Below are 22,927 nucleotides of genomic sequence, written 5' to 3'. Positions count from 1 at the left end.
AGATAAAGGGTTAAACGAGAGCGCCAATCATTGATTGGCCTCTCAGCTTGTCACCAATGGGTAAACAATTATGGCCCGGCTTGACTGAGATAAAATAGGGAAGTTCGAGCACCTATAAGTAGGGGTTTGAGTTTAGAACTTAGGTTGAGTTTATTTTGGCTTTACGGCTATGTTTACAAACGATTCCCATGCTCAGCCTGGTACGACCAACAAGGCCGTCGATCAACAACTTAGAGCCATCGCCTACAGCCTAGACTGTCTCATTCCTGGTTTATACCTCTGGTTGGGGCCGATTAAACTTCGACTCGGCGGTAGCCCACCCGAAACCGACTATCCAGGAATAATTCATAACCCCATTGGCCTGGCCGTGGTATTACCTGGCTATCGCATTTTTAGCACCTATTCGGGTGACTATGACCCTCGATAAACACAAGCTGGATGGGATCGATCAAATCACAGCAAAAACGCTGCCCACTAAAGACTTTGAAGCCTTGCTGGTAGGAGCAGGATACCAAAGGGCGGGTTCTGCCCCTGCCAAGGGTAACCGCGTAAAAATCTGGTGGAATCATCCGACACACAGACGTATTGAAGCGATCTACAGCCCTGATGAAACTATCGCCATTACGGCTTACCATGTCGATTAGAAATTATTTTTAACCTATTATTGGTAGCTCAACCTCGGGCGAACCCGGATAAAGTCGGCGTTATCAAGCGAACCCAGCGATGGATGTAATTGACCTTCAACCAGTGACAGCGGTGGCTGGGGAGCATAACCCAACAGAACGACCTAAAGGCAAACCTCTGCGGCAGTTAGGCATCAACCTTAACCACTGGTACGTGGTGGCCCAGGGCAACGATCTGGGCACCAAGCCCCTAGCAGTGACCCTGTGGCACCAGCCGATCGTGCTCTACCGCGATCGCACTGGCACCCCCGTCGCCGTCGAAGATCGCTGCCCCCATCGCCAGGTCAAGCTCAGTGAGGGCACCGTAGAGGGCGACAACATTGCCTGCGCCTACCACGGCTGGCAGTTTGCCCCCGATGGCAGCTGTGCCCACGTGCCCTACCTAGAGCCTCAGCAAAAGCTGCCCACCTGTGCCCTGCGGCAGTATCCGGTGCAAGAACGAGACGGCTTTGTTTGGGTCTTCCCCGGCGAGGCGGCGCTGGCAGAGCAAGTTGCCCCCATGGGCGTGCCCGAGTGGGCACACCTCAATTTCATTGGCTCGATGACCACCATAGATGTGCAGGCCCATTACTCATTCTTAATTGAAAATTTAATGGACATGTACCACGGCCACCTGCACGGCGGTGCCCAGGTGTGGGCCAACCCGGTGCTGGCCGAGCTAGAAGCCGACAACACCCACGTCCATGCCCACTACGATGCCGAGAGCTACTACCGCATCGACAAAATCTGGTCGGCCAGTCAGCTCCTGATTCCGGCCCTGCGCCAGCTGCACCCCGAGCCGCTAGATGTCTACTACCACTACCCCCACTGGCGATCGACCCTGGGCGACGACTTTGTGATCTATTGCTTGTTCTGCCCGGTGAGCGAAACCCACACCCGCGCTTACCTGCTGCACTTCACCTCCCTGGGACGTTTCCCCAATCTGCACAAAAGCCCGATCGCAGTGCGGCGGTTCTTTAAGCGGGCCTTTAATAATTCCGCCAGCTTTGTGCTGCGACGACTGGTGCGCGAAGATGTGCTGATGCTAGAGCAAGAACAGCAAGCCTACGAGCAGCACCCCACCTACCGAGGCCCAGAGCTAAACCGCACGCTGACGGCAGTGCAGCAGTTGATTCGGCAGCAGGCAGCAGCGGAGTAGTAGATGGGTTGATGGGTAGGTGGGTGGATGGGTAGCCCTGAAACCTAAAACCTGAACCCTTGAACCCAAAGCCCAATACCCCTATCTGATCTCCTATGGTTACCCCCGATATTTTGGCCCTCGATTTTGACGGCGTGGTCTGCGACGGGCTGCGGGAATATTTTCAGACCGCGTGGAAAGCCTATAGGGAGGTGTTTGAACCAGCGGCGGGAGACCCCCCAGCAGGGCTGGCCGAGCGATTTTACCCTCTGCGCCCGGTGGTTGAAACTGGCTGGGAAATGCCCCTGGTGCTCTATGGGCTGATGGTGGGGTTGCCTGACGAGGATATTTTGACCCGCTGGCCGGAGCTGGTTCCGCAACTGCTGGCTCAGGCGGGGGTAGAGCCTGCCACTATTGGTCGGGCCGTGGATGGTGTGCGCGATCGCTGGATTGATCACGATCTCGACGATTGGCTGAGCTACCAGCGGTTCTATCCCGGTGTGATCGATCGCATTCAACAGGCCCAGGCCAACGCGATCGAGCTGGTGATTATTTCTACCAAAGAGGGGCGATTTATTCAGCAGCTGCTGGCGAAATCGGGAGTAGAACTGCCAGGTGATGGGCCGTTAGGGACAGACCCGGCCCAGCGCATCGTTGGTAAAGAGGTCAAACAGCCCAAGTACGATACCCTGCGCCAGATTAAGACCGCTAACCCCGATGCCACTATTTGGTTTGTCGAAGACCGGGTGAATGCTCTGCAAGCGGTGCAGCGCCAGCCCGACTTGACCGATATTGGGCTGTTTTTGGCCGACTGGGGCTACAACACGGCGGCAGATCGAGCGTTGGCCGCCCCTGGCGGCTCCCTGCACAGCCTAACGCTGCCTCAGTTTTGTGGTTCCTTTGAGGGCTGGCTGACACCACCACTGTAATCTTTGCTGCACCGCAGCCTGACGTAATCTTGCTGAGGCACACAGCTACTGATAATGGTCATATTAATACCTGACAAGATCCTTCCGGATCGTGCCGAAAATGCCAGAATTTGGAATAGAGCTTAAGGCTCATTGATAAAGCTAGGGTCATTGCCCCGGTGACTTTAGCCTAGATCGCCGCTGTTTCTCTCTGGCTGTGTGTTTCCATGCTCGATCTATTTGTGCCCCCGCTAGAACCGATCGCCCCACCAGAGCCTTTCGAATCGGTTGACCCAGAGGGGTTGCCAGAGCCAGCCGCCGCCGCCTTGGTGCCCATCGAGGCTGGAGTTCAACCCGGTGACTTGCCTGGCCCGGTTCTAGGGGCCGATACCGTGGTCGACCTTGCTCTAGACACCTTGCCAGCGTCATTACCCGCCAATGACCTGGTGCCGACTGAAGCGGCGATCGAGACCGAGGCCGAAACCATTAACTTGCCTGACCCAGCTCTAGAGACTGAAGGGGCAGATTCTACCGTGACCCCCGTTGCCCCGGTGGAGACGGTGCCAACTCTGGCGGCGATCGATACGCTCTTTTTCTACGGTCAATCTGGCTTTGAGCCGCCGGTACTGTATCAGGTCAATCTAGCGACGGGCACCGCAGTTACCGCTGCCGAACCCGCTCCACTCTTCCCCACCGGGCTGAATGGCCTATTTGCCAGTGAACCTGTGGGGCTGGAGCCAGCCGAAGCCGATGAACTACTGCCGCCTCGGGTGTTTACGCTGATCGAAGGCACTGACACCCAAAACTTTCTGATTGGTACCGTTGCTAACAATGCTCTCTTTGGGTTTGGGGGCAACGACCTGATTTTGGCCAATGGGGGCCATAATCTGCTGTTTGGTGGCGAGGGCAACGACACCCTGCTGGGGGGCACGGGCGATGATGGGCTATTTGGCGGCGAGGGCGACGATGTCTTAGAAGGCGGTGCGGGCAACGATCTGCTGGTGGGGGGCACGGGCGATGACATTCTCTACGGTGGGGCCGGGGCTAATACGCTCATTGGTGGCGCTGGGGCCGATATATTTCGTCTCGGTACCCCTGGGGCCTATCCTGGGCCGCTGGTCGGAGCTACTATCCCAGAGCCAGACACAATTGTGGACTTTAACCCCGGCGAAGGCGACCGGCTCGACTTCAGCTTGATCGCGGCGCAACCTTGGTTTGTGGGCCACGACCTGTTGCCGTTCCTTAGCTTTGAGCAGGTGGGGGCCGATACCCACGTGCAGGTGACTACGCCCCTGGGCCAGGTCACCACCGAAGCCATTTTGCTGAATGTGGCGGCAGATGCGATCGCCCCCGACAGCCTGATGGTTACCGCGCCAGTCGGTCTGCCCCTGCTCAAGTAAGTTGAGGGAAAACCCGGCCCGCTTTCCGGTAGCATCAGGGCTGAAAGACTGAAGGAAAGCCCCATGGCCCAGCCCCTCCTTGAACGACTAGCGAGCTATCTGGCTGGAGAGTTTGACAACCGATCGCAGTCTCTGGCAGATCCGGTCTGGTACTTGCATTTGCGGCTGTGGCACCGGCCCTTGCCGCCATCCTGCTTTGGCGAAGGCTACAGCTTTTTTATTGAGCAACTCAGCGTTGTCTCTGGGCAGCCCCCCTACCGCCAACGCATTTTGCACATTACCGAACGGTCAGAGGGGCTTTGGGGCCAATACTACGGGCTACCGGACCCAGTCGCCTATAGCGGCAGCGCCACCCAGCCCGATCGCCTGGCCAGCCTCACCCGTGACCAGCTGATTGCCTTGCCCCAATGCGGTGTGGCCATTGAGTACCAACCCACTACCGAGACCTTTAGCGCCCGATTGCCGGGCGATCGCCTGTGTAGCTTTACGGCCAATGGCGGGGTTAGCTACGTGCGGCTCAAGTTTGACATTGGCCCTGAAACCTTGGCCCCCGGCAGCCCGGTGGTGTTTCAGATGGAAGATCGGGGCGTTGACCCGACGACGGGCAAAACCACCTGGGGGCCACAGATGGGGCCGTTTTGCCTGGTGAAGCAGCAGACCTATGAGCTGTCGCGAGTATGACTGCCTGGGGCAGGCCCTAAGCCCCTACGTCTGACTGGCCTATCGGTGTTACCCTGAAGCGATTGTTATCGCTGCCTGTTACATTCTTCTCACTACCCCTGCGGGGCTTGGCATGGAGCTAGACTTCCTGATTTTGACGGTTTATTTCATCTGTGTGGGCTATGTCGTCTACAAGATGGCGCTGTCTGTTGAGGAAGAGCTAGAAGATCAGGTGGTGCTGGTGCCCGATGGCGAAAACTTGGAAAGCGCGGTGCGATCGCAGCTGGCGCGCCAGGGTTTTTTAGAGACCACTGCCAAGGTGCTACAAAGCGGAGAAGGCCCCCTGGCCAAGGCCATTTCGCTCCAGCTGACCATGCCCGAACCCAGAAGCATGGCCCCTGACAGCGATCGCGACGACGACCAAGACGACGGCCTGATTACAATGCAGGTGCTGCCCCAAGGCCCCCACCCGCTGCAGCCGCTCATGGGGCTTACGGTGCAGGTGATTAACCAAAGTCGCGCCCTTCAGGTCACCATCGATTGGGATCGCAGCTCCATTACCCGCATGACCAGCGAAATTCGCCGAGTTATTCGCCATACGCCGGGTATGCGCCTCGATTTGGCCCTACCCCAGGTCACTAGCGTGGTGAACCCTAACCAGTTTCTCCGCACCCTGGTGACCAGCGAAGATTGCTTTGGTCGCAACCCCGATACCCAGGTATTGCAAATGGCGGCCCCGGTCGTCGATGTGCCCAAAATGGCCGAGCTAAAGCCTCCCATGCGCAACTATTCCCTCGATTTAGTGGTGCAGCTGATGCCCTTTGGTGGCCGGGGTGGCCGAGCGGTCGTGCTGCTGCTGCCCTTTCGCTTTGCGGTAGAGCCTCTGCCCGCTAGGGCCGCCATCCCGATGGTGAACTGGATTTTGAAACGGTAGTACTCCCGCATAAAACCTCGGTGGCTCTGGCTAGTTTGAGGGCGATCGCGCCAACATTTGACAGCTTGGCCGCTTTTGAGCGACCCTAGCTGACGCTGACCGGCTCCGGCTCCGGCGAGAATTCAACCAGACTTAACCCTATGCGTCGTGGTCGATTTAAGAGATTGTTGCTGGGCGAATTTAGTTGGCGGCGGCTCGTCAGCTCGACAGTCGTGATCTACGGGTTCCTGGCGCTCTATGTGTTCTGGCGGGCAGACAGCATGATTTTTCTGCCTCCGCCAGCCAGCTATCAAGACACCGCAGACATTCTCAAAGTACCTGTCACCAGTACTGAGCAGATTTCGGCGATCTATTTGCCCAATCCTGACGCAACCTATGTGGTGCTCTATAGTCACGGTAATGCTGAAGATCTCGGTGATATTCGACCCGTGCTCGACCGCCTGCACCACTGGGGGTTTGGCGTGTTTGCCTACGACTATCGGGGCTACGGCACCAGCGACGGCAGCCCTAGCGAAGCCAATGCCTACCAGGATGTAATGGCGGCCTACACCTACCTGACCCAGCAGCTTGAACTATCGCCCGAACAGATTATTGGGTATGGGCGCTCTGTAGGTGGCGGCCCAGCGACTGAGTTGGCCACTCACTATCCCGTGGCGGGGTTGGTGTTAGAAAGCAGCTTTACCTCGGTATTTCGGGTTGTTTTGCCCTTTCCGCTCCTGCCCTTTGATAAATTTCCTAACCTCGCCAAACTGCCTGAGGTGCAGGCACCGGTACTGGTAATGCACGGCGGGTCCGACTCGATCATTCCGATTCACCATGGTCAGGCGCTGTATGAGGCGGCGGCGGCACCAAAGCTGTCGCTCTGGGTAGCTGAGGCTGGCCACAACGACTTCACCTGGGTCGCTGGCGATCGCCAGCGCCAGACGCTACGGTCGTTTGAGCAACTGATTGAAGCCCATCAACTCGAAAATCGCTAGCCCCCCGCAGTGCTTTACTCGCCATCCCCAGCGGCCCCTAGGGGTGGGTCTACCGCTCATCCCGCAAATTGAACTGTGCAGTCGGCTATTGTAGTTACTAAGGTTTATGGCCTTGCTCGCCTTGATAATGTCTAGAGCCAGACTATAAACAATTCCTTAGACCCCTAGACCTAGACTCCTACGTGCCATGCCCACCTACCGCTCTAAAACCTCGACCCACGGTCGCAATATGGCCGGTGCCCGTGCGCTCTGGCGTGCCACCGGTATGCAAACCGACGACTTTGAGAAGCCCATCATTGCGGTGGCTAACTCGTTTACCCAGTTCGTCCCTGGCCACGTGCATTTGAAAGATTTGGGGCAGCTAGTGTGCCGTGAAATTGAGGCGGCAGGCGGTGTCGCCAAGGAGTTCAACACCATCGCCGTCGACGACGGCATCGCTATGGGCCACGACGGCATGCTCTACAGCCTGCCCTCCCGCGAGATCATTGCCGACTCGGTGGAGTATATGGCCAACGCCCACTGCGCCGACGCCCTGGTGTGCATCTCCAACTGCGACAAGATCACCCCCGGCATGTTGATGGCCGCCCTGCGGCTAAATATTCCGGCGGTGTTTGTCTCGGGTGGGCCGATGGAGGCGGGCAAGACCAAACTGGCCGACCACAAGCTCGACCTAGTGGATGCCATGGTGGCCGCCGCCAGCGACACCATGAGCGACGAACTGGTTGAAGAGTATGAGCGTTCCGCCTGCCCCACCTGCGGCTCTTGCTCGGGCATGTTCACCGCCAACTCGATGAATTGCCTCACCGAGGCGATCGGCCTGTCGCTGCCGGGCAACGGCACCACCCTGGCCACCCACTTCGATCGCAAAGATCTGTTTCTCACCGCCGCCCGCACCATCGTTGACATCACCCGCCGCTACTACGAGCAGGGCGACGAGTCAGTGCTGCCCCGCTCCACCGCCAGCTTCAAAGCCTTTGAGAATGCCATGATGCTGGATATCGCCATGGGTGGTTCTACCAACACCATTCTGCACCTGCTGGCGGCCGCCCGCGAAGCCGAGGTTGACTTCACCATGGCCGATATCGATCGCCTGTCGCAGCAGGTGCCCCAGCTGTGCAAAGTGGCCCCCAACACCCCCGACTACCACGTCGAGGATGTGCATAGAGCTGGGGGTGTGTACGCCATTCTGGGTGAGCTCGACCGAGCCGGGCTGCTGCACAGCGACATACCCACGGTTCACAGCCCTACCCTGAAGGAAGCCCTGGAACGCTGGGACGTGACCCGTACGGCTGACGAAGCCGTTCACACCTTCTTTAGGGCTGGCCCAGCGGGCATTCCCACCCAGGTGGCCTTCAGCCAAGACACGCGCTGGCCTACGCTCGATCTCGATCGGCAGTCGGGCTGCATTCGCAGTGTGGAGCATGCCTATTCCCACGACGGTGGCCTGGCCGTGCTCTACGGCAATCTGGCCGTCAATGGCTGCGTTGTCAAGACCGCAGGTATCGACGTCAGTATGTTCGAGGCGGAGCAGTTGCGCTATACCACCAGCGTGCCGACCTCGACTCTGCGGGTGTTTGAAGGGCCTGCCCGCATCTTTGAAAGCCAGGATGCCGCCGTCACCGCCATCCTCAACGACCGGATACAGGCGGGAGACGTGGTAATTATCCGCTACGAGGGGCCAAAGGGCGGGCCGGGGATGCAGGAAATGCTCTACCCCACCAGCTACCTGAAGTCGAAGGGGCTGGGTAAGTCCTGCGCTCTGCTCACCGACGGGCGGTTCTCGGGCGGCACCTCGGGCCTCTCCATTGGCCACGCCTCGCCTGAGGCGGCGGCGGGGGGCAACATTGCCCTGGTGGAAGAGGGCGATCGCATCGTGATCGACATTCCCAACCGCACGATCAACGTCGATATCTCTGACCAGGAACTGGCCCAGCGCCGTGCCGCCATGGAGGCGAAAGGCGACGCCGCCTGGAAGCCCGCCGAGCCCCGCCAGCGACGAGTGACGGCAGCACTCAAGGCCTATGCCCTACTGGCTACCAGCGCTGACCAGGGCGCAGTCCGCAACCTGGAGATGCTGAAGTAGAGTCTGTTTCGGCGATACCAAAAAACCCGGTTTCTTTTCTGCCCTAGGCCAGCAGCCTGTGCGTGCAAAAGAAACCGGGTTTTTGCTGGCTTTTGGCCGTTCCGCTAAATATCGAGATCTTCCAGCTTCATACGGGGGCCGTAGGTCTCAATGAACTCGCGGCGGGGGGCAACGCGATCGCCCATCAAGATCGTAAAGATGCGATCGGCCTCGGCAGCGTCTTCAATCTCCACCCGCTTCATGGTGCGGGTGGTGGGGTCCATGGTGGTTTCCCACAGCTGCTGAGGCATCATTTCGCCCAGACCCTTAAACCGCTGCACCGTGTAGTTGGCGTTGGCCGGAAACTCGTTGGTGATCAGGTTTTGCAGCTCGCGCTCGTTGTAGCAGTACCAGTGGTTGCGACCCCGCTCCACCTTATAGAGGGGCGGGCAGGCAATGTAGATATAGCCCTGATCGACCAGGTCGCGCTGGTAGCGGTAAAAGAAGGTCAGCAGCAGGGTGCGAATGTGGGCTCCATCCACGTCGGCGTCGGTCATTAGGCAAATGCGGTGGTAGCGCAGTTGTGACGAGTCAAACTCTTCGCCGCGAATGCCCATGCCCAGGGCGGTGATCAGCGCCTGGATCTCGGTGTTTTTGTAGATCTTCGAGTCTTCGGTTTTCTCAATGTTGAGAATCTTGCCCCGCAGGGGGAGAATGGCCTGGAACCTGCGATCGCGCCCCTGCTTGGCGCTGCCGCCGGCTGAGTCACCTTCTACGATAAAGATCTCAGACTCGCTGGGGTCGCGGCTGCTGCAATCGGCCAGTTTGCCCGGTAGGGTAGACGACTCTAGCACCGACTTGCGGCGCACCAGTTCCCGCGCTCGGCGGGCCGCCTCAGCGGCGTTAAAGGCTTGGATCGCTTTCTCTAGAATGGCATCGGCCACGCCGGGGTGAAAGTCGAGGTACTCGGTCAGTGCCTCGCCCACCAGCGAGTCGACAATGCCGCGCACTTCGGTGTTGCCCAGCTTGGTCTTGGTCTGGCCCTCAAACTCAGGGTCGGGCACCTTGACCGAAATAATCGCCGTCAGCCCCTCGCGGATGTTTTCACCGGCCAGGTTAGAGTCGGCGTCTTTGCGTTTGTTGCGCTTGCGGCTGAAGTTATTGAGGGTGCGGGTGAGCACCGCCTTGAGCCCCTCTAGGTGGGTGCCGCCGTCAATGGTGCGAATGTTGTTGGCAAAACCCAGCAGGTTGTCAGAATAGGCGTCTATACACCACTGGAGCGCTGCCTCTACCTGCACTCCATCGCGCTCGGAGGAGATGTGAATGATTTCGTCGTGGATCGGCTGCTTGTCGTTGTTGATGTACTTGACGTACTCAATGATGCCGCCCGCGTAGTGGTAGGTGGACACCTTGGGGGTGTCTGACTTGATCACATCGAGGCGGTAGTCGGTGAAAATCACCTGAATGCCCGCGTTCAGGTAGGCTAGCTCTCGCAGCCGCCCGCACAGGGTGTCGTAGTCAAACTCAGTGCCGTTGTGGAAGATTTCGGTGTCGGGCAAAAAGGTTACCGAGGTGCCCTGGCGCTTTTCGGTAATTTTTTCAACCTGGAGATCGCCGATGGGCACGCCCCGCTCAAAGCGTTGTTTGTGGGCCTTGCCCTCGCGCCACACCGTGACCTCAACCCACTCCGACAGGGCGTTGACGACAGAAATGCCGACGCCGTGGAGACCGCCAGACACTTTGTAGCCGCCGCCGCCAAATTTGCCCCCGGCGTGCAGCACGGTCATCACCGTTTCGAGCGCCGACTTGCCGGTGCGAGGGTGAATATCGGTGGGGATGCCGCGCCCATTATCGGTTACACTGACCGAGCCGTCGGCATTGAGGGAAATATCGATGCGATCGCAGTGCCCTGCCAGCGCTTCGTCTACGGAGTTATCGACGACCTCGTACACTAGGTGATGAAGCCCCCGTGGCCCCGTGCTGCCAATGTACATACCTGGGCGTTTCCGTACAGGTTCAAGCCCCTCTAGAACCTGAATCTGATCAGCACCGTAGTCGGTTGTCATGTTATACGCTCCAAAAATGAGCCCTAAGCCGCCTGACTGCGCGACAGGCTAAAACGCTAGAAAATTATAGCACAAAGCGGCCACGGCGGTTCCTAAGGCAGCTTCAGGCGAAGAATGAGCTAGGGATGCATCTACCAAAATTTTCTCAACTAGAATCACTACCCCAAGCCGACAGTATCACTAGTTCAATTGTACCGTTCTTGGTGATAATTGGCGGGGCTACAGCTACGGGCAAGTCTGCTCTGGCGATCGCCCTAGCCCAGCGCCTGTCCCTGGCCTCAGATAGCGAGGCTGTCATTCTTAGCGCCGACTCCCGACAAGTCTATCGAGAGTTTGACATTGGCACTGCTAAACCTCTGGCCTGCGATCGCCAGCAGATTCCCCACTATTTAATCGACATTTGCGATCCCACCGAAACCCTCACCCTGGCCCAGTATCAGCGCCAGGCCCAGACGTTGATCCAGCAGTTTCACCAAGCGGGCACTCTGCCGCTACTAGTGGGCGGCACCGGTCTCTATATAGATGCGGTGGTGAAAGGACTGCGAATTCCCCCGGTGGCTCCTCAGCCCGCTCTGCGGCGGCAGTTTGAGGCTTTGGGCCAACCCCACTGCTATGCCCTGCTCAAAAGTCTCGACCCCGCCGCTGCCGATCGCATTCACCCCAACGACCCTGTGCGTACTGGGCGCGCCCTAGAGGTGTATTACGTCACTGGTCAGTCCATCTCTACGCTCCAGGGCGAAGCTCCACCGGCTTATCCGCTGCTGTACCTGGCCCTCGACTGCGATCCGCTAGCCTTAGAAAAACGCATTGCCAGGCGTACCCAGGCCATGCTCGAGGCTGGCTTCGTCGAAGAGGTCACGCGTCTGGTGGGCAAGTACGGTTCTGATCTGCCGCTGTTGCAAACCCTGGGCTATGCCGAAATGCTGCGCCATCTGCAAGGCCATAGTTCTCTCGCCACGGCCCAGACAGAGATTGTGCAGCACACGCGCCAGTTCGCCAAGCGCCAGCGCACCTGGTTTCGCAACCGGGCCACGGTGCAGTGGTTCGATGCCGACGCCAGCGATTTGGTAGACCGGGTGTGGGATTGGCTCAAAGAGCAGGGGGAGCACCTGACCTAGGCGGTGCATTCAGCGGGTAAACGATAGCGCTAAACTGGTGGCATAGTAAGTATGACCATGTTTCCTACTGGGTAAAGCTTATGCAGGTTGCCAAAGTGTCAATCTCTCTCCCTCAACCATTGCTCACCTTTGTGGAAGATTATCGCCATAGCCATGCCTTCAAATCGCGATCGCAGGTGATTGAAAGAGCCCTAGAGCTACTGCGTGAGCAGGCCTTAGAAGAAGCCTATGCCCTCGCCGCTGAGGAGGTAGATCTAGATTGGGAGGTCACTGTAGCGGATGGAATGACCAATGAGGCGTGGTGATATCTATTTTGCCGACCTAAACCCAATCGTAGGGTCAGAAATTGCCAAGCAGCGCCCGGTACTCATCGTCAGCAACAATGCGAACAACCGAGCTGCCTCTACCGTTACAGTGGTGCCGCTTACGTCCCAAGTGAATCGGGTATACCCCTTCGAGGTGCTATTAACTACAGATGAAACGGGCTTGCCTAAACCATCCAAGGCCCAGGTGCAGCAAATCCGCACGATTTCAAAACAGCGTGTTCTAGGAGGCCAGGTAGGGCGTTTGGGGGTTAGCTCCATGCAAAACATAGAGGCTGCCCTAAAGTTACATTTAGATCTTCGTTAGGTCTCCCATCCAGCAGGAGGTGGCTTTAACCCCAATCGCGCACCAGTCCAGGGGGCTAAACGAGCTGAGAAAATATGGTCGCCAATTTTCTCGGGTGCCCTCTAAAGCTCTTCGTCGGCCAGCTCGCGATCGTCTACGGTCAGCTCTAGGGCGATAGGTTCAGCCTCTTCTGCGGCAGCTTCGATCAGCACCGGCTCGGCTTCGGCCTCTTCCTGCTTGACCTCCAGGTTGAGGGGCATCCGCAAGGGTTCGGGCTGCTCCTGCTCCTGCTCCATTTCCATCACCGGCAGTGATTCAACGAGGTCATCGAGCGGTCGAGGAATCACCATGACAGCATGGAGTTCGCCGATGCGCTCGGCCTCATGCATCCCGGCTTCAATTGCGATCGCCACATTCGGCAGCGATCCTCGAATCAAAATTGTGCACAACCCCTCCCCAATTGCCTCATGAGACATGAGCTGCACATCGGCGCTCTTGGTCATCGCATCCGCAGCCCCCACCATAGCCGGAAACCCACGGGTTTCCAGCAGCCCAATCGCTTGACTGCCAAGTTTGCCCCCCCCGACGCTGCGCAGTTCGTCCCAGCGGGCACAGATCGGCAGCACTGCCTCCAGATTGGGCATAGGGCGTGGTATTAGCGTTGAGGAGACAAACTGACCAAATTCCTGGGCCGTTGCAACTCCAGCCTCCACCGCCATCCGCACGTCGCTGATGCCGCCCCGGACAATCGCCGTGCAGTGGCCCCCACCGGTTTTTTCATAGCCCACCAGCAGCACATCGGCGGCCTTGAGCATGGCATCGGCAGTGCCCACCACCGCCGGAAAACTCTCCGTCGACACCATGCCTAAGGCCGCCCCGCGATACTTGTCACGGCGCTGGGCCTCTGTCGGTTCTGGCGCTGGCGTGGCCAGATTGAGCCGCTTAGGCTTGCCGGACTTGAGGTCTAGGGGCGAGGCTAGTTTGCCGTCGGGTTGCATAGGGTGCCTCTGCACAGGGGTGTCTGCTTCTCCATTCTACGGCCTGTCTTCTGGGCTAGCGCCATTCAGCGCCTGACGTTGGGGAAATAGAGTTGCCAGCAGTCGGTTTACCTGACTTTTACCGTAAACAGAGGAGCCATTCTGGGTATTGCCGTTCTGGGTATTGCCATTCTGGGTACCACTGTGAATACTTTCTTGGGCAGAAGCGCTGCCGTTCAAAGAATTGCCGTTGGAGGTACCACCAGTTTGAGCGTGACCGACTGCGGTATCGCTTGACGCTGAATAGAAAGTACTTCCCCCAGCCTTACGGACACTAGGGCCAAACCCAGGGCTCGAACCGTTGGCCTGCCCTGGCTGGGGCGGTGTAGGTTGACTGGGGTCGCCCATTAGAGAACTCGGCGCTACTACCTGAGAAGCTCCTATAACGGGATTGATCAGGGTGCTATTGGCCCCAATGCAGGTGTGCTGACCAATAAAACCGTGGCCAACTACCAGCACACCGCTGCCTAAACTGACCCCTGGCTCAAGCACTAGATCGCCGTGGTGGGCCTGTATCACCACATCGGCCCCCAAACAAACCCCAGCGGAAACCACCAGACGACAGCCCGGCGCTGCGCCCAGCAGCACCCCAGGCGCTATGGCTACTCCCGGTGCCACATCCACATTCCCCTGGATATGGCCGTTGGTAGACTGATTACTGGCCTGGGCGGGTGCTGCCACGGTTACCGATCTTTGCGTCAGAGCGTTGATTAAGGGCGCTGAATAGTTGTTTCAAGCACCCGCTTTTTCACTTTGGGGTCAATGCCGATCAAGCGCACGTATTTACCAGAGTGATTTCGGAGTTGAGAGTCTAAGGCATTGAGCACGTCTGAAACCCGGCTGCCCTCCAGCGCCCCCCCGGTCTGCCAAGCGCCACTGCGGTAGCGACGCACATCGGCGTGCTCAAGGCTGAGTCGGTAACCCTGGTTCACCAACTGCTGTACCTGCTGCACCAGATCCTGGGACAGACCGCCCATCGGTGCCGCCCCGTTGCTGGCCGAGGAACTGTGAGAGGTTGGAGCCGAATAGGAGGGAGTCGGTGCCGCCAAAGCACCCTTAGATCCGGGGCGCTGAACGGTGACAGCGGCTACTCGGCGCTTAGCTTTGGGGTCAATACCAAAGACGCGCACATAGTCGTTGGGGTGCTGAGCCATGCAGGTGTTGATCGCTGCTACCACATCACCCTCGCGGTTGCTGGAGATGGGCGTGCAGGTTTGCCAAACATTGCTGCTGTAGCGGCGGCTGTCGGCGTGCTCGGCCCCAATGCGATAGCCTCGACCGAGCCACTGACGCACCTGCTGTACGACCTCACCCGTGGCCTGGGCACCACTACCGTTGTGGTTAGGGGAAGGAGTTGCATAGGTGGAACCAGCGGTACTCATGCCGCCAGTCGCGGTAGCTACGGGCTTGCTGTCGGGGCGTTGAATGGTAATGGATGCGACGCGACGCTTGGCCTGAGGGTCGATGCCAAACAGGCGAACATATTCGCCGGCATGCTCGGCTAGGCAGCGTTCTAGGGCACCAAACACTTCACCTTCGCGGGAGGAAGTGATGGGGGAGCAGGTTTGCCAGACATTGCTGCTGTAGCGACGGCGATCGGCGTGCTCGGTGCCGATGCGATAGCCCTGGCTGAGGTACTGGCGCACCTGCTGTACCACCTCGGGCGACAGCGGGCCACCACTGGCTGCGGCCGGAGCGGGGCGATGACCGCCGTTGTTAGAAACCGTCGTGATCGTGACTCCACCACTATGGACGTCTACAGGTTTGCCATCGGCTCGCTGAATGGTGATGGGAGCTACCCGCTGTTTGAGTTTCGGATCGATGCCAAACATGCGCACATACTCGCCAGAATGCTCAGACAGGCAGGCTTCTAAGGCCGCTAGCACCTCAGGCTCTCGGTTAGATTGAATGGGGCTACAGGTCTGCCAGACACCACTGCGATAGCGGCGCGCGTCAGCGTGCTCGGTGCCAATTGTTAAGCCCTGGGCCAGATACTGACGAGCCCGTTGGACAACGTCGGGAGGTAGCAGTTGAGAAGTCATAGTGCCTAATCCATCGCGTTCGTTTGATTGTGCTGTGGTGCCTGAAGAGGCCGAGCTTGACGATCGGTATCCGCTGGCAGGGGAGGTGTAGCCGGGCATGCCAGCCAGTTCTCTGACCAGAGCAATGTCGGCAGGGCCTACGTCAGGCAGCCCATCGGCCTGCTGCTGCTGAGTGATCACTGCGCCCGAGGGCACCAGTTTGCCCGGAGGCACATCCACATCCTGTACCAGGGCGTGCATCATCACTACGCAGCCCGCCCCTAACCGGGCGTTAAAGACTGTGGAGCGAAAGCCAATAAAGCAGTCGGTGCCGATGTAAACCGGGCTTTGTATTAATACCTTGTGGGTCAGAATGGCGCGATCGCCCACCCAGACCGCGTAGGGGGCGCGATCGTCTCCCAACACGCGCCCTTGGGAGCGACCATAGACTGTCGCCCCCTCTTGGAGGATGCTGCTCACACCAAGCCGCACAGTGGCAGCGGCGTCAGCCTGCACTACAGACCCTGCTGCTAGAGATACACCAGGCTCTACTAGAACCTGGCCCAAAACCTGGGCTAAAGCATGAACCTGGCCCAGGTTTTGGGCTGACGTTGGCCCAAAGACCGACTGCGAACCCCTTGCCTGAGTCGGAGATGCCGCTGGTGTGCGGATCGCCATCGCTGTAATTCCTCCAAAAAAGTCCCGATTGGCTAGCCCTTGACCTACAGCAGTAGATCGCTCGATCAGGGCTAGTTAGCAGGAAGAGAGTGTGCTTAGTCAGACTGAGCAGGGCTACTCAATGCCCTCAGACCAACTAGCTGAAATCGTCTCGTTTGTTATAGAGGTTGCCACTGTCGAGACTAACGGTGTCGACAATGGCAATAACCGCCGCATCGACGGGACGATTTTCGTAGCCGGGGTGCTGGCGTGCCCCGCTGCCTTGGGTAATCAGCACCCATTCACCAGGGCCGGCCCCGACTACATCGGCGGCGACCGTATAGTCGGGCAGTAGATCGCCAGTTTCGCTGATGAGCTGCACCAGCAGAAACTTAACGCCACTCAAGCTCGGCTCTTTGCAGGTGCTAACTACCGTGCCGCGAACCTTAGCCAAGAGCATAGCGACTTATCTGCCGTAGGGACGAATGCCGCTGACGCTCTCTCTAAACTGTTCGACCGCTTCGGTGTAACGAATGGGCAGAACAAATTCTAGGTTCTCGTGGGGACGGGCAATGATGTGGGTCGACAGCACCTGGCCACCGTTTACCCGCTTCACGTTCTCGATACCAGCAGCCACGGAAGCCTGGACTTCAGACACATCGCCGCGAATAATTACGGTGACGCGGCCGCTGCCGATTTTTTCGTAGCCCACTAGGGTGACTCGGGCCGCCTTTACCATGGCGTCTGCGGCTTCTACCACAGCGGGGAAGCCCAGCGTTTCAACCATACCAACTGCAATTGCCATATTTCTATATACCTTTCTTCACAAAGAACGCGGGATTAAACGAATGCTGAGTAGATTTACCTTGAGCGACAATCGCACCCAGGCAACCCCTAAACCTTAGAACGAATAGGTCTTAAAAAACCGCGCGTTTTAGGTTTGCTGTCTTAATGTCTAGGTTCGGAATTGTTCTACGGCTTCGGTGTAGCGAATGGGCAGCACAAATTCCAAGTTTTCGTGGGGCCGCGCGATGATGTGGGTCGATAGAACTTCTCCGCCATTGACCCGCTTAGCCGACTCAACACCGGCCGAGACGGAAGCTTGAACTTCAGACACATCGCCCCGCACAATGACGGTGACGCGACCGCTACCAATTTTTTCGTAACCCACCAGGGTGACCCGGGCCGCTTTTACCATCGCGTCGGCGGCTTCTACCACAGCCGGGAAACCCAGCGTCTCAATCATTCCAACAGCAATCGGCATAGTCGAAATCTCCGTTATAAAAATTTAGGCAACCCTAGACCTACCCAGCACGCTCTATAAGGTATTTAAGCGCAAAAATATGCCCCGAAATCGACAGACGGGACTCACCCCTAGGGGAAGCAAAAACTTCAGACTGCCCAAAAATTCTTGATGACAGATTAAGCATAGGTGTCCGTAGTCACTTTTGCAATATAAGCCCCAATGATTGTTGCTAATGTTGAATATTATTAAATCTTATATTGCAAAAGTTTTCCTGCCGCAATCAATCCATATATTGACAGAAGTGACTGCTCACTTCCAAGCAGTGTTTTGAGGGGTAGTTTGAACCTTGAGAGAGGGGGTTGTCGAAGTGATTATGGTACCTCGTTAGGCTTTTCGAGGGCCCATCGAAGGGGTTTTATGGCTGGAGGCGAAAACTGGCGATTCCTGGTCCAGAGGCCTTCAGGTAATCAGGTAGAATAGCAAAAAGCTCTGAAATTAGGGCGTTAAGGTCTACGATCGCAGTCCGTGGGCGCTGTGGAGGTGGGGGCCCAGCCGCCATGCCTCTCGGTGATGGCGGCTGGTAAATAGTTAGGCTGAGCTTTGAGTGCAGTTCTGTATCTGTGCTTGCCGCCTGTAGCTGAAGCGCGTAGCAGGGCGATCGCCCAGGGCTGAAGCCTAAATAGCTGCGGTAGATTGGCCGCTCGTCTTGGGTGGAGGGTGTTGGCGCAGATTGTGTTGCCGCTGCTCTGCTAGATTGCTGCCCAGGAGACGGTAAACTCTGGGGCAGATACTGTGGGAAGCTGCCGCTAGGTGCGAACGGTAAGGTGTTGTCAGAGAGCGTCGGGATGACCCAATTCTTTGTAGAAACCAGTTGGCTGTTGCCGGTCTATGGTCTAATCGGGGCGCTGCTGGCTGTGCCCTGGTCCACTGGTTTGATTCGCCGCACTGGCCCTCGTCCAGCGGTTTATCTCAACATATTGATGACCCTGGTGGCCTTTGTCCACGGTCTATTGGCTTTTAGAGGAATTTGGAACCAGGGTCCCCAGGAACTGCTGTTCTCCTGGTTTGACTTTGCCGATGTGCACCTCACCTTGGCGTTCGACATTTCGGTGCTCAATCTAGGGGTTCTGGAGTTGATCACGGGCCTCAGTTTGCTAGCCCAGGTGTTTGCCCTCGGCTATATGGAAAAAGACTGGGCCTTAGCTCGTTTTTATGGGCTAATGGGCTTCTTTGAGGCGGCCATGAGCGGTCTAGTGTTGAGTGGCTCGTTGTTTGTCTCCTACTCGCTGCTGGAGATGCTAACGCTATCTACCTATCTGCTGGTGGGGTTTTGGTTTGCCCAGCCCTTAGTGGTGACCGCCGCCCGTGATGCCTTTTTAACTAAACGCATTGGCGATGTGCTGCTCCTGATGGGGGTGGTGACCCTAGCGTCGCTGGCGGGCAGCCTCAATTTCAATGATTTATACGAGTGGGTGAAGGTAGAAACCCTGCCCACGGGGGTAGCTACGCTGCTGGGACTGGCGCTGATCGCTGGCCCAATTGGCAAATGTGCCCAGTTTCCGCTGCACCTGTGGCTTGATGAAGCCATGGAGGGGCCTAACCCCGCCTCAATTTTGCGAAATTCGGTGGTGGTTACCTGTGGAGCCTACGTATTGATTCGGTTGCAGCCGATTGTGGTGCTCTCGCCAGTGGCTTTGGGGACTCTGGTGGCGATCGGCACGGTGACAGCGCTGGGGGCCTCTCTCGTGGCCCTGGCCCAGGTCGATCTCAAGCGAACGTTTTCCTATTCCACCAGCGCCTACCTGGGGCTAGTTTTTATTGCGGTAGGCACTGAGTGGCCAGGGGTGGCCTTTGCCCTGCTGCTCACCCATGCCGTGGCCAAAGCGCTGATCTTTATGGCGGTCGGGTCGGTGATTATGACCACCAACTGCCAGAACATCACCGAACTGGGGGGGCTGGGGCGCAAAATGCCGGCTACTACCCTGGCCTACGTGACCGGTGCCCTGGGCATGGTTGGGGTGTTACCCCTGGGCTGTTTTTGGGGCCTACGCATGGGGGTCGATTTTTTGAGCGGTAGTTCGCCACTGCTGGCGCTGGTGTTTCTTGGAGTCAATGGGCTGACGGCTTTCAACCTGATCCGGGTGTTTCGACTGGTGTTTTTGGGGACACCCCAGCCCAAGACTCGCCGCGCTCCAGAGGTGCCTTGGCCGATGGCGGTACCGATGGTTACCTTATCGGTGGTAACGCTGCTGGTGCCGGTGATCATGGGCAAGCTAGCGCTGCTGCCGCCCTGGGAGTACATTAACTGGCCCATTACGCTGCTGCTGCTGGCGTCGGGCTGGGTAGGGGTGGCTGCGGGAGCCACGGCTCCATTGTCGAAGTCGCTAGCGCGATCGCTCAATCGCTCCCTGCGCATTGCCCAAGACCTGCTGGCCTACGACTTTTACACCGAGCGCCTCTACGACAAGACGGTAGTGGCTGCGGTATCGAGCCTGGCCCGGTTTAGCAGCTGGTTTGACCAGTATGTGGTTGATGGTCTGGTAAATGGGGTAGGCCTGGCGTCGCTGTTCGGCGGTGAGGGGCTTAAATACAGTGCCTCTGGCCAGTCGCAGCTCTACCTGCTGACCATTTTTGCCGGGGTAGGGCTACTGGGAATTTTCATGACCTGGACGCTTTGGTAACGGTTGACGATGCTGAGTGCACTGATTTTAATTCCGCTGGTGGGGGCATTGGTGCTGATCCTCTGGCCTGGCAAGCTAGAGTCGCAGACCGCTAAGGTGATTAGCAGCGTCAGTCTGCTGGTGACCCTAGGATTGTTGGGTTTTCTGGCCACCCAATTTGAACTGACCACGCCAGGGTTTCAATTTGAGGAACTGCTGCCCTGGGTCGAACCCCTGGGGCTGAGCTACCGATTGGGGCTAGATGGTCTGTCGCTGCCGCTGCTTGTGGTTAACAGCTTGCTGGGCCTAGTGGCGATTTACATTACCGATCCACAACTGCATCGGGTGCGGCTCTACTACGTACTGCTGCTGGTCATTAACAGCGCCGTGGCCGGGGCCTTTTTGGCGGCGAACCTGCTACTGTTCTTTATTTTTTACGAACTAGAACTGATTCCGCTGTACCTGCTGATTGCCATCTGGGGCGGGGCGCGGCGCGGCTATGCAGCCACCAAGTTTTTAATCTATACGGCGCTGTCTGGGGTGCTGATTTTGGGGGCGTTTTTGGGGCTGGTGTGGCTGTCGGGCAACAGCAGCTTTGACTACGACAGCGCCCTGGCCACAGCGCTACCCCTGGCTCAGCAGATTACTCTGCTGGTGGCGCTGCTGATCGGCTTTGGTATTAAGGTACCGCTGTTTCCCTTTCACACCTGGTTGCCCGATGCCCACGTGGAGGCTTCTACCCCGGTGTCGGTGCTGCTGGCGGGGGTGCTGCTAAAGCTGGGTACCTACGGGGTGGTGCGGTTTGGCCTGGGGCTGCTGCCCGATGCCTGGATGGCCCTGGCCCCCTGGATGGCGACTTGGGCGGTGATCAGCGTGCTCTATGGGTCGCTGGCGGCGATCGCCCAGACCGACATGAAAAAAATGGTGGCCTACAGCTCGATTGGCCACATGGGCTATGTACTGCTGGCGGCGGCGGCGAGCACTCCGGTCAGTATTGTGGCTACGGTGTTTCAGATGATTAGCCACGGGCTGATTTCAGGGCTGCTGTTTTTGCTGGTGGGGGTGGTGTACAAGACCACCGGCACCCGCGATCTAACGGTGCTGCGCGGTCTGCTCAACCCCGAGCGGGGGCTACCCTTTGTGGGGTCAATGATGATCTTGGGCGTGATGGCCAGTGCGGGCATTCCCGGTATGGTGGGCTTTATCTCTGAGTTTTTGGTGTTTCGCGGCAGTTTCTTGATCTTTCCGGTGCAGACGCTGCTGTGCATGGTGGGCTCAGGTCTGACGGCGGTGTACTTTTTGCTGCTGGTCAACCGGGCATTTTTTGGGCGGCTGGCGATCGCCCCGCCCACCAATGCCCCCCAGCTCGATATCGCACTGCCTCCGGTGACCTGGCGCGATCGCGCCCCTGCATTAGGTTTAGCTCTACTAATCATTGCCTTTGGCCTCCAGCCCAACTGGCTGGCCCGGTGGAGTGAGCACACCACCCTGGCGCTCCATGCTCCCTACCAAGGGTTTGTACTGGGTGAATCGCGGTTTACGCCCGCTGCTCCCGCTACGTTGCCTGCTGCTGTCGCTGATACTCGGCTAGCGGCTCCTGCCCTCGTTGACCCTAGCGCTAAGGTCTACCTGCCATGACCCACACCCTGACTGCCCCCGCCACCCATCCCCAAGAGCCGTTTATTCAGCGGCTGTTGAATGCTGAGGCCCTGCTGCCCGACTCCCCTAGCAACGTGCTGGAGGTAGTGGGCATTCTCAAGAGCTACGGGGTGGTGCTCAACGCCTATTCCGACAACTTGATCTATATTGCCGACCACCAGTTTTTGGTGCTCTTCCCCTTCTTCAAGTACTTCAACGGTAAGGTAACGCTGCCGCAGCTGCTGCGGCACTGGTGGCACGATCGCATCAACTTTGAGTACGCCGAGTACTGTATGAAAACGATGCTGTGGCACGGCGGCGGCAAGTTTGACGCCTACCTTGATAGCGATGACTTTTTGCAGCGGTGCCAGGCGGCGGTAACCGCAAAAACCAAACACAATCCGCCCATTCGCCTGCTCGGTGGTCTGTTCCCAGACTTTTTTCCTGAACAGGTGCGCCAACTCGCCTACTACAGTGCTCTAGGCCAATTTTGGCGGGTGATGAGCGATCTGTTTATCGATCTCTCCGATGCCTACGATGCGGGGCAGGTGGTCACTATTCCTGAGGTGGTGGCTTTTATCAAGGCGGGGCTGGTGGCGGCGGCGGCTAACCCGATTACCTACGCCGTAAACATCGACGGAACCACCTACGAGCTGCTGCCCAAATCTGCGGAGCTTACCTTTCTCATGGATGTCGCGGTGCCCTACGTGGAGGCTGTCTTCTTTCGCGGCACGCCCTTCTTGGGAACGGTCTCCTACAATGCCCAGGCCAACCAAATTTCCGCCGACCAGGGCCGCTTCGAGTACGGTGCCCTCTACGCCGATCCTCTGCCCATCGGCGGTGCGGGCATTCCCCCCACCCTGCTCATGCAGGATATGCGTCACTACCTGCCCGACTATCTAACGGCGTTTTATCTCGCCAGTGGCCGTGGCCTTGACGATGTGCGGGTTAAGATTTGCCAGAGCTTTCAAAAGTCGATGTTCTGCGTTACCAGTGCGTCATTGCAGGGCCTCATGCCTCACCCTGCCGATACCCAAAACCCTGCTGAGCAAGCTGCCAACCACGCCTTCCTCGCCGGATGGATGGATCGGTTAGCCACCTCGCGTTTAGATGTGGTGCAACTTTAAGGCCCTA

The 22,927-nt window shown here is 58.0% G+C and carries 22 protein-coding genes; 15 read left to right on the top strand and 7 right to left on the bottom strand.

All coding sequences use genetic code 11. The features are described 5' to 3' along the window. Nucleotides 1-169: 169 nt before the first annotated feature. The 9 genes from RRF56_RS08750 to ilvD all read left to right on the top strand — a co-directional run bounded on the left by RRF56_RS08750 (nt 170) and on the right by ilvD (nt 8,762). Nucleotides 170-427 (top strand): hypothetical protein, encoded by a 258-nt coding sequence (locus RRF56_RS08750; RefSeq protein ID WP_317037253.1) that lies wholly within the window; start codon nt 170-172, stop codon nt 425-427. Beyond that, entirely contained in the window at nt 414-644 is a 231-nt protein-coding gene (locus RRF56_RS08745) for a hypothetical protein (RefSeq protein ID WP_317037252.1), read from the top strand. Before RRF56_RS08750 ends, RRF56_RS08745 begins: the two co-directional genes overlap by 14 nt. A gap of 79 nt (nt 645-723) precedes the next feature. After that, nucleotides 724-1,821, top strand: coding sequence for an aromatic ring-hydroxylating dioxygenase subunit alpha (locus tag RRF56_RS08740; RefSeq protein ID WP_317037251.1), 1,098 nt, complete (start codon nt 724-726; stop codon nt 1,819-1,821). A 95-nt stretch (nt 1,822-1,916) separates the two neighbouring features. Then, nucleotides 1,917-2,729: an HAD family hydrolase gene (locus RRF56_RS08735; RefSeq protein WP_317037250.1), complete on the top strand. Its 813-nt coding sequence runs from the start codon at nt 1,917-1,919 to the stop codon at nt 2,727-2,729. A 206-nt stretch (nt 2,730-2,935) separates the two neighbouring features. After that, nucleotides 2,936-4,108 (top strand): calcium-binding protein, encoded by a 1,173-nt coding sequence (locus RRF56_RS08730; protein WP_317037249.1) that lies wholly within the window; start codon nt 2,936-2,938, stop codon nt 4,106-4,108. Nucleotides 4,109-4,171: 63 nt separating this feature from the next. Then, nucleotides 4,172-4,789: a chromophore lyase CpcT/CpeT gene (locus RRF56_RS08725; RefSeq protein WP_317037248.1), complete on the top strand. Its 618-nt coding sequence runs from the start codon at nt 4,172-4,174 to the stop codon at nt 4,787-4,789. 112 nt (nt 4,790-4,901) lie between these two features. Further along, the gene (locus RRF56_RS08720; protein ID WP_317037247.1) at nt 4,902-5,702 is read left to right on the top strand and encodes a hypothetical protein; all 801 of its coding nucleotides are present in this window, start codon (nt 4,902-4,904) and stop codon (nt 5,700-5,702) included. Nucleotides 5,703-5,842: 140 nt separating this feature from the next. After that, nucleotides 5,843-6,679, top strand: coding sequence for an alpha/beta hydrolase (locus RRF56_RS08715; protein WP_317037246.1), 837 nt, complete (start codon nt 5,843-5,845; stop codon nt 6,677-6,679). A 187-nt stretch (nt 6,680-6,866) separates the two neighbouring features. Next, nucleotides 6,867-8,762, top strand: a complete 1,896-nt coding sequence (ilvD, locus tag RRF56_RS08710; protein ID WP_317037245.1) for a dihydroxy-acid dehydratase — start codon at nt 6,867-6,869, stop codon at nt 8,760-8,762. A gap of 104 nt (nt 8,763-8,866) precedes the next feature. On the opposite strand, the gene gyrB is transcribed toward ilvD, so the two are convergent. After that, entirely contained in the window at nt 8,867-10,807 is a 1,941-nt protein-coding gene (gyrB, locus tag RRF56_RS08705) for a DNA topoisomerase (ATP-hydrolyzing) subunit B (protein ID WP_317037244.1), read from the bottom strand. Nucleotides 10,808-11,013: 206 nt separating this feature from the next. Here gyrB and miaA point away from each other — a divergent pair, with 206 nt between their 5' ends. From miaA to RRF56_RS26390, 3 genes are all read left to right on the top strand, one after another. Next, nucleotides 11,014-11,925, top strand: coding sequence for a tRNA (adenosine(37)-N6)-dimethylallyltransferase MiaA (gene miaA, locus RRF56_RS08700; RefSeq protein WP_410510582.1), 912 nt, complete (start codon nt 11,014-11,016; stop codon nt 11,923-11,925). Nucleotides 11,926-12,020: 95 nt separating this feature from the next. Beyond that, nucleotides 12,021-12,230, top strand: a complete 210-nt coding sequence (locus RRF56_RS08695; protein WP_317037243.1) for a ribbon-helix-helix domain-containing protein — start codon at nt 12,021-12,023, stop codon at nt 12,228-12,230. After that, on the top strand, nt 12,217-12,555 hold the full coding sequence (locus RRF56_RS26390) for a type II toxin-antitoxin system PemK/MazF family toxin (RefSeq protein ID WP_410510550.1): 339 nt from the start codon (nt 12,217-12,219) through the stop codon (nt 12,553-12,555). Before RRF56_RS08695 ends, RRF56_RS26390 begins: the two co-directional genes overlap by 14 nt. Nucleotides 12,556-12,656: 101 nt before the next feature. On the opposite strand, the gene RRF56_RS26385 is transcribed toward RRF56_RS26390, so the two are convergent. From RRF56_RS26385 to RRF56_RS08660, 6 genes are all read right to left on the bottom strand, one after another. Beyond that, nucleotides 12,657-13,532: a BMC domain-containing protein gene (locus RRF56_RS26385; RefSeq protein ID WP_410510549.1), complete on the bottom strand. Its 876-nt coding sequence runs from the start codon at nt 13,530-13,532 to the stop codon at nt 12,657-12,659. Between the two features lie 36 nt (nt 13,533-13,568). Continuing rightward, nucleotides 13,569-14,252, bottom strand: coding sequence for a hypothetical protein (locus tag RRF56_RS08680; protein WP_317037242.1), 684 nt, complete (start codon nt 14,250-14,252; stop codon nt 13,569-13,571). 29 nt (nt 14,253-14,281) lie between these two features. Further along, on the bottom strand, nt 14,282-16,270 hold the full coding sequence (locus RRF56_RS08675; RefSeq protein ID WP_317037241.1) for a ribulose bisphosphate carboxylase small subunit: 1,989 nt from the start codon (nt 16,268-16,270) through the stop codon (nt 14,282-14,284). 136 nt (nt 16,271-16,406) lie between these two features. Further along, entirely contained in the window at nt 16,407-16,709 is a 303-nt protein-coding gene (locus RRF56_RS08670; protein WP_317037240.1) for a EutN/CcmL family microcompartment protein, read from the bottom strand. A 6-nt stretch (nt 16,710-16,715) separates the two neighbouring features. Beyond that, nucleotides 16,716-17,054: a carbon dioxide-concentrating mechanism protein CcmK gene (locus tag RRF56_RS08665; RefSeq protein WP_017296879.1), complete on the bottom strand. Its 339-nt coding sequence runs from the start codon at nt 17,052-17,054 to the stop codon at nt 16,716-16,718. A gap of 150 nt (nt 17,055-17,204) precedes the next feature. Continuing rightward, the gene (locus RRF56_RS08660; protein ID WP_026072292.1) at nt 17,205-17,513 is read right to left on the bottom strand and encodes a carbon dioxide-concentrating mechanism protein CcmK; all 309 of its coding nucleotides are present in this window, start codon (nt 17,511-17,513) and stop codon (nt 17,205-17,207) included. Nucleotides 17,514-18,340: 827 nt separating this feature from the next. Here RRF56_RS08660 and RRF56_RS08655 point away from each other — a divergent pair. Genes RRF56_RS08655 through RRF56_RS08645 form a run of 3 tightly spaced genes read left to right on the top strand, consistent with a single transcriptional unit; the run spans nt 18,341 to nt 22,920 of the window. Then, complete coding sequence (locus RRF56_RS08655; RefSeq protein ID WP_317037239.1) at nt 18,341-20,176, top strand: NAD(P)H-quinone oxidoreductase subunit F; 1,836 nt, start codon at nt 18,341-18,343, stop codon at nt 20,174-20,176. 9 nt (nt 20,177-20,185) lie between these two features. Then, nucleotides 20,186-21,793: an NADH-quinone oxidoreductase subunit M gene (locus RRF56_RS08650; RefSeq protein ID WP_317037238.1), complete on the top strand. Its 1,608-nt coding sequence runs from the start codon at nt 20,186-20,188 to the stop codon at nt 21,791-21,793. Next, nucleotides 21,790-22,920, top strand: coding sequence for a CO2 hydration protein (locus tag RRF56_RS08645; RefSeq protein WP_317037237.1), 1,131 nt, complete (start codon nt 21,790-21,792; stop codon nt 22,918-22,920). Before RRF56_RS08650 ends, RRF56_RS08645 begins: the two co-directional genes overlap by 4 nt. Nucleotides 22,921-22,927: the final 7 nt, after the last annotated feature.

Origin of the sequence: Nodosilinea sp. E11 (assembly GCF_032813545.1) — a bacterium.
In the GTDB taxonomy this organism is placed as follows: Bacteria; Cyanobacteriota; Cyanobacteriia; order Phormidesmidales; family Phormidesmidaceae; genus Nodosilinea.
Note: the sequence above shows the minus strand (reverse complement) of the source record. Positions and strands in the feature narration are given on the sequence as shown.